Raw genomic sequence first — 4,595 nt, forward strand, 5'->3', positions numbered from 1 at the left:
AGAGCGTGATCGGCGCCGAGCCGCCGTTCAGCTTGGCCCGGTAGACCTGCATGTTCTCCATGACCCGCATGATGTAGTTGCGCGTCTCGGAGAACGGCACGCACTCGATGAAGTCCAGCGGATCGGCCGAGCTGGTCCGGGGATCGCCGCACAGGGCGACCCACTGCGGCGGGCGGCCCGGACCGGCGTTGTAGCCCGCCGCAGCCATGATGTACGAGCCTGAGAAGCGGTCCACGAGCTGGCCCAGGAAGGCCGAGCCCAGACGCATGTTGTGGTCCGGCTCCCAGAGCATTTCGGTCGAGTGGCTGACGCCGATGCGGCGCGCAACCGTTGCGGCCGTGGCCGGCAGCAGCTGCATCATCCCACGGGCGTCCGCGTGCGAACGGACGCGCGGGTCGAAGCCGCTCTCCTGCCGGGTGATGCCCAGCACCAGGGCCGGCTCGGGCCCGCCTGCGACGGTGGGCGGCGTGCGATAGGGGTAGCCGCGGTCCGCGAGGATCAAGCCGCGCTGGGCGGCGGCCCGCACCGCCTTCATCGATGTGTCCTGATCGCCGTAGCCGCGGATCATGTCGACCAGCAGCGCCGCTTCCTGGGTCGTGGGGACCACGTCGTCGAGATAGAGCGCAAAGACGCGGAACAGGTCCCGCTGGCCCTGGTCGGCCAGCAGGCGCGCGGCTTGGACCACGTCGCGGCCTTCGAAGCGGGCGCGGTCGGCCGCGGACGGCTCCGGATCCCGGGGGAGCGTCAGCTTCATGCCCATCTTCTCGGCGGCGAGCTGGCCATAGAAGGTGGTCTGATGCTGAGCCCCCTGGGCGTAATAGCCCTCGGCGGCGGTGTTCTCGCGGCGCGCCTCGGCGGCGCGGCCCAGCCAGTAGAAGGCGCGGCCCTTGGTGATCGGCGACGAACCGATCCGCTCAAGGTTCGCGAAGTGGCGAGCGGCCGCCGCGGGATCGTTCAGCTTCGAGAGCGCGATCCAGCCGGCGTAGAACTCGGCGTCGGCGGCGTCGGAACCTTCGGTAAGCCCCGAGTTCGCGGCGGCCTGATAGGCGCTCCGCCAGTCGCCGCTCTTGATGGCGGCGAGCGTCAGGCGGTGGCGCTCGTACCAGATGCGGTCGGCCTGTTCGTCCGTGACAACGGTCTTGGGGAACTGCGGGACGAGGGCCAGGGCCATTGTCTCCAGCCCCTTTCGGCGCAGGTAGCCCGCGCGCTCGAAGGCGACGCCCGGCTGCGCCTGCATCTCCGGCGGCAGCGCGCCGTAGAGCTCGTTGGCGTTGCCTGCATCCGAGCGCAGGGCGATGCGGGCGAGGCCGGCGGCCTGCTGGTCGGCCGGCAACAGGGCGACCATCTCGCGGGCGGCGGGGCCTTGCGGCCCGTACAGCAGGATATCCGCCCGGCGGATATGGTCGTCGACCGTCAGGGTCGTTCCGAAGCGTGCCATGATCGCCCGCTGGGCGTCGGCCTCGAAGCTCTCGTCACGCCACCAGCGGCGGATCAGGTCGTTCGCGGCCTGAGTCTGGCCCAACACGCGCTGGGCCGAAGCCAGGGCGAGGGCGCCGTAAGCGGTCTGGGGTTGTTCGCCGCCGAACCAGGCGACGATCTCGGCGGGCGACTTGCCCGAGGTCTCCAGCAGCTTCTCTGCGGCCGCCTGGCGCTTGGCGGCGCGCGGCCAGCCGGCCAGTTCGCGCCGGGCGTTGTCCAGTTCGAAGAAGCCGAGCGATTCGGCGTTCCCGTCGACGAGCGCCCAGGTGGCGGTCCTCTTGGCGATGGGATGGCTGATGCCCGCGATGGCGGTGCGCGCGCCGGAGATGTCGCCGCGCTTGGCGGACGCGAGCGCGCTGGCGAACAGCACCTGGTCGGCCGAGCTGATCGGACGGCTCACCGTCTGGCGGACAACCGTGCTCGTCACGGCGGGCGCAGGCGACTGCGCGTCACGTGAGATCAGGTCTCCGATCGGATCTGCGGGCTGGGCCCGGGCGACGGCGGCGGCCAGCACCACGAGACTCGCGGCGAGGAACACTTTGCGGGTTTTGGAGTCCAACCTCTCCCCCCGGCTGCAAGGAAGCGACACGGAATCGACATCGGCGTTGCGGGCTTGGCCCACGCCAACATATTGTCCCGGCAAATCTGAACGTCGCCCCAACAAGCGGCCTTTTCACGGCAATTTGCACACCATGTCCGAACCCATGTTCCGGGGCGTCCTTCCGGCGCTCGTGACGCCGTTCCGCAACGGCCAAGTCGACGAGGACGCCTTCGTGTCGCTCGTCGAGCGCCAGATCGCGGGCGGGGTGCACGGCCTTGTACCCGTCGGCACCACCGGTGAAACCGCGACACTCAGCCACGAGGAGCACCGGCGCGTCGTCGAGCTGTGCGTCCAGACCGCCCGCGGACGGGTGCCGGTGGTCGCCGGCGCGGGCTCGAACTCGACCGCCGAGGCGATCGAACTGGTGCGCCACGCCAAGACAATCGGGGCCGACGCGGCCCTCGTTGTGACGCCCTACTACAACCGGCCGAGCCAGGAGGGCCTGTACGCCCATTACAAGGCGATCAACGACGCGGTTCAGCTGCCGATCCTGGTCTACAACGTGCCGGCGCGGACCAGCGTCGACATCTCGAACGCGACGCTGGAGCGGCTCTCAAAGCTGCCGAACATCGTAGGTATCAAGGACGCCACCGGCGACCTGCCGCGGGCCAGCTTCCAGCGGCTCGAATGCGGCGAGGACTGGGTCATGCTGTCGGGCAACGACGACGGCGGCCTGGGCTACATGGCGCACGGCGGCCACGGCTGCATCTCGGTGACTTGCAACGTGGCGCCCGAACAGTGCGCCGATTTCTACAACGCCTGCATGGCCGGCGACTTCGCCACGGCGCTGGCCGCGCAGGACCGGCTGATCCGCCTGCACAAGGCGCTGTTCGCCGACGCATCCCCGTCGCCCACCAAGTTCGCGCTCGCGCACCTGGGCCTCTGTTCGGAGGAGACCCGGCTGCCGATCGTTCCTTGCTCGGAAGCCGCGCGGAGCGAGGTCCTGGCGGGGCTGCGGGACGCAGGCTTGATCAACTAAGATGGCTGGCAAGCTGATCGCCGAGAACCGGCGCGCCCGGTTCGACTACTTCCTCGAACAGACCTTCGAGGCCGGGATCGCCCTGACCGGGTCGGAGGTGAAGAGCCTGCGCAACGGCCGGGCCAACATCGCCGAGAGCTATGCGGCGGTTGAAGGCGACGAGATCGTGCTGATCAACGCCGACATCCCGCCGTACGCCCAGGCCGGGCCGTTCTTCAACCACGAGCCCCGGCGGCCCCGGAAGCTGCTGTTGAAGCGGCGCGAGATCGACCGGCTGGTGGGCGCGGTGCAGCGGGAAGGGCGCACCCTGGTGCCGACGAAGCTCTACTGGAACGACAAGGGCCTGGCGAAGCTCGAGATCGCGCTCGCCAAGGGCAAGCAGACCCACGACAAGCGTCAGGCGACGGCCGAGCGCGACTGGCAACGGGACAAGGCGCGGCTGCTTCGGGACCGCGGGTGACCGAGGCCGACGTAGAGAGCGTGGAGCGGGCGACGGTCGCGGCCGTCGCGCCCGCCGAGGTGATGGAGATCGCGGGCTGGCTCGTCCCGCTAGACCGCGGGGCCGTAGGGCGCGCCAAGTCGGCTGCGCCGCTGAGCCACCAGGCCTCGCCCGAGGCGCTGGACGAGATCGTGGGCGCCTATGTGGAGCGGGAGCTGCCGCCGGCGTTCCGCATCGCCGACGTGGACGGCCTCGCTGGCGTGCGGGCGGCTCTAGAGGCCAGGGAATTTGCGCCCGCCAAGCCGACCTGGGTGAAGGTGGCGGACAGCCTAACGGTGGCCGGCTTCTGCGAAGCCCGGGTGGAGCTGATGGAGACGCCCGACGCGGACTGGGGCGAGGTGTTCCTCGGCGAAGGCTTCGATCCGGCGGACGGCGCCAGCCGAGTGGCGACGCTCAGCCGGTCTCCGGACGCGCTCTATGCCGCCGTCCGAGAGGAAGGGCGCACCCTGGCGGTCGGCGCCGTCAGCTTCGGCCACGGCTGGGCGGGCGTACATGGCATGCGGACCTCCGCCCAAGCCCGCGGCCGCGGCTATGCCGGGCGGATCCTGGCGGCGTTCGGCGGCGCGGCGCTGACCCGCGACGTGCGGCGCATGTTCCTGCAGGTCGAGGAGGCAAATCCCGCGCGCAGTCTCTATCGCAAGGCGGGTTTCGAGGCGGCGTGGCGCTACAGCTATTGGGCGCGACCGTCCTGACCAAGAATTCACTTCCGGCGCGGGCCGGCGGCGCCTAGACCTCAGGCACAACCTGGGGGTTTCCATGATCCGCACCGCCTGTTCCGTCCTGGCCCTGAGTCTCGCGCTCGCGAGCGCGCCGGCCTACGCCCAAGCTCCGAAGGCCGCGCCCGCCGCTGCAGCCGCGCAGTCTGAAGACGCTCGCCTCGCGGCCTTCTTCCAGGAGGCCTTCCTCGAGAGCGCCCGCCTCAGCCCCGAGACGCTGAGCCAGTTGGGGATGAAGGAACGCTACGGAGAGCTTGGCGACTACACCAAGGCCGGCTCGGACAAGGCCCTGGCGGTCGCCGAAGCCCAGCTGGCGCGCAT

General features: G+C 70.3%; 4 protein-coding genes and 1 pseudogene. 4 read left to right on the top strand and 1 reads right to left on the bottom strand.

All coding sequences use genetic code 11. From position 1 onward, the window contains the following. Positions 1 to 2,017 (bottom strand): lytic transglycosylase domain-containing protein (locus RIF93_RS18795; RefSeq protein ID WP_309092980.1); only part of this gene is annotated, 2,017 nt, incomplete at its 3' end. Between the two features lie 154 nt (positions 2,018 to 2,171). Between RIF93_RS18795 and dapA the strand changes: the two genes are divergently transcribed. The 4 genes and pseudogenes from dapA to RIF93_RS18815 form a co-directional block, all read left to right on the top strand. Then, entirely contained in the window at positions 2,172 to 3,059 is an 888-nt protein-coding gene (gene dapA / locus RIF93_RS18800) for a 4-hydroxy-tetrahydrodipicolinate synthase (protein ID WP_309092981.1), read from the top strand. A gap of 1 nt (position 3,060) precedes the next feature. After that, positions 3,061 to 3,519: an SsrA-binding protein SmpB gene (smpB, locus tag RIF93_RS18805; protein ID WP_309092982.1), complete on the top strand. Its 459-nt coding sequence runs from the start codon at positions 3,061 to 3,063 to the stop codon at positions 3,517 to 3,519. Beyond that, positions 3,516 to 4,250, top strand: a complete 735-nt coding sequence (locus RIF93_RS18810; RefSeq protein ID WP_309092983.1) for a GNAT family N-acetyltransferase — start codon at positions 3,516 to 3,518, stop codon at positions 4,248 to 4,250. Before smpB ends, RIF93_RS18810 begins: the two co-directional genes overlap by 4 nt. Positions 4,251 to 4,314: 64 nt before the next feature. Beyond that, positions 4,315 to 4,595: pseudogene (locus RIF93_RS18815) on the top strand (DUF885 domain-containing protein); the annotation flags it as partial.

This window comes from Phenylobacterium sp., assembly GCF_031181185.1.
In the GTDB taxonomy this organism is placed as follows: Bacteria; Pseudomonadota; Alphaproteobacteria; order Caulobacterales; family Caulobacteraceae; genus Phenylobacterium.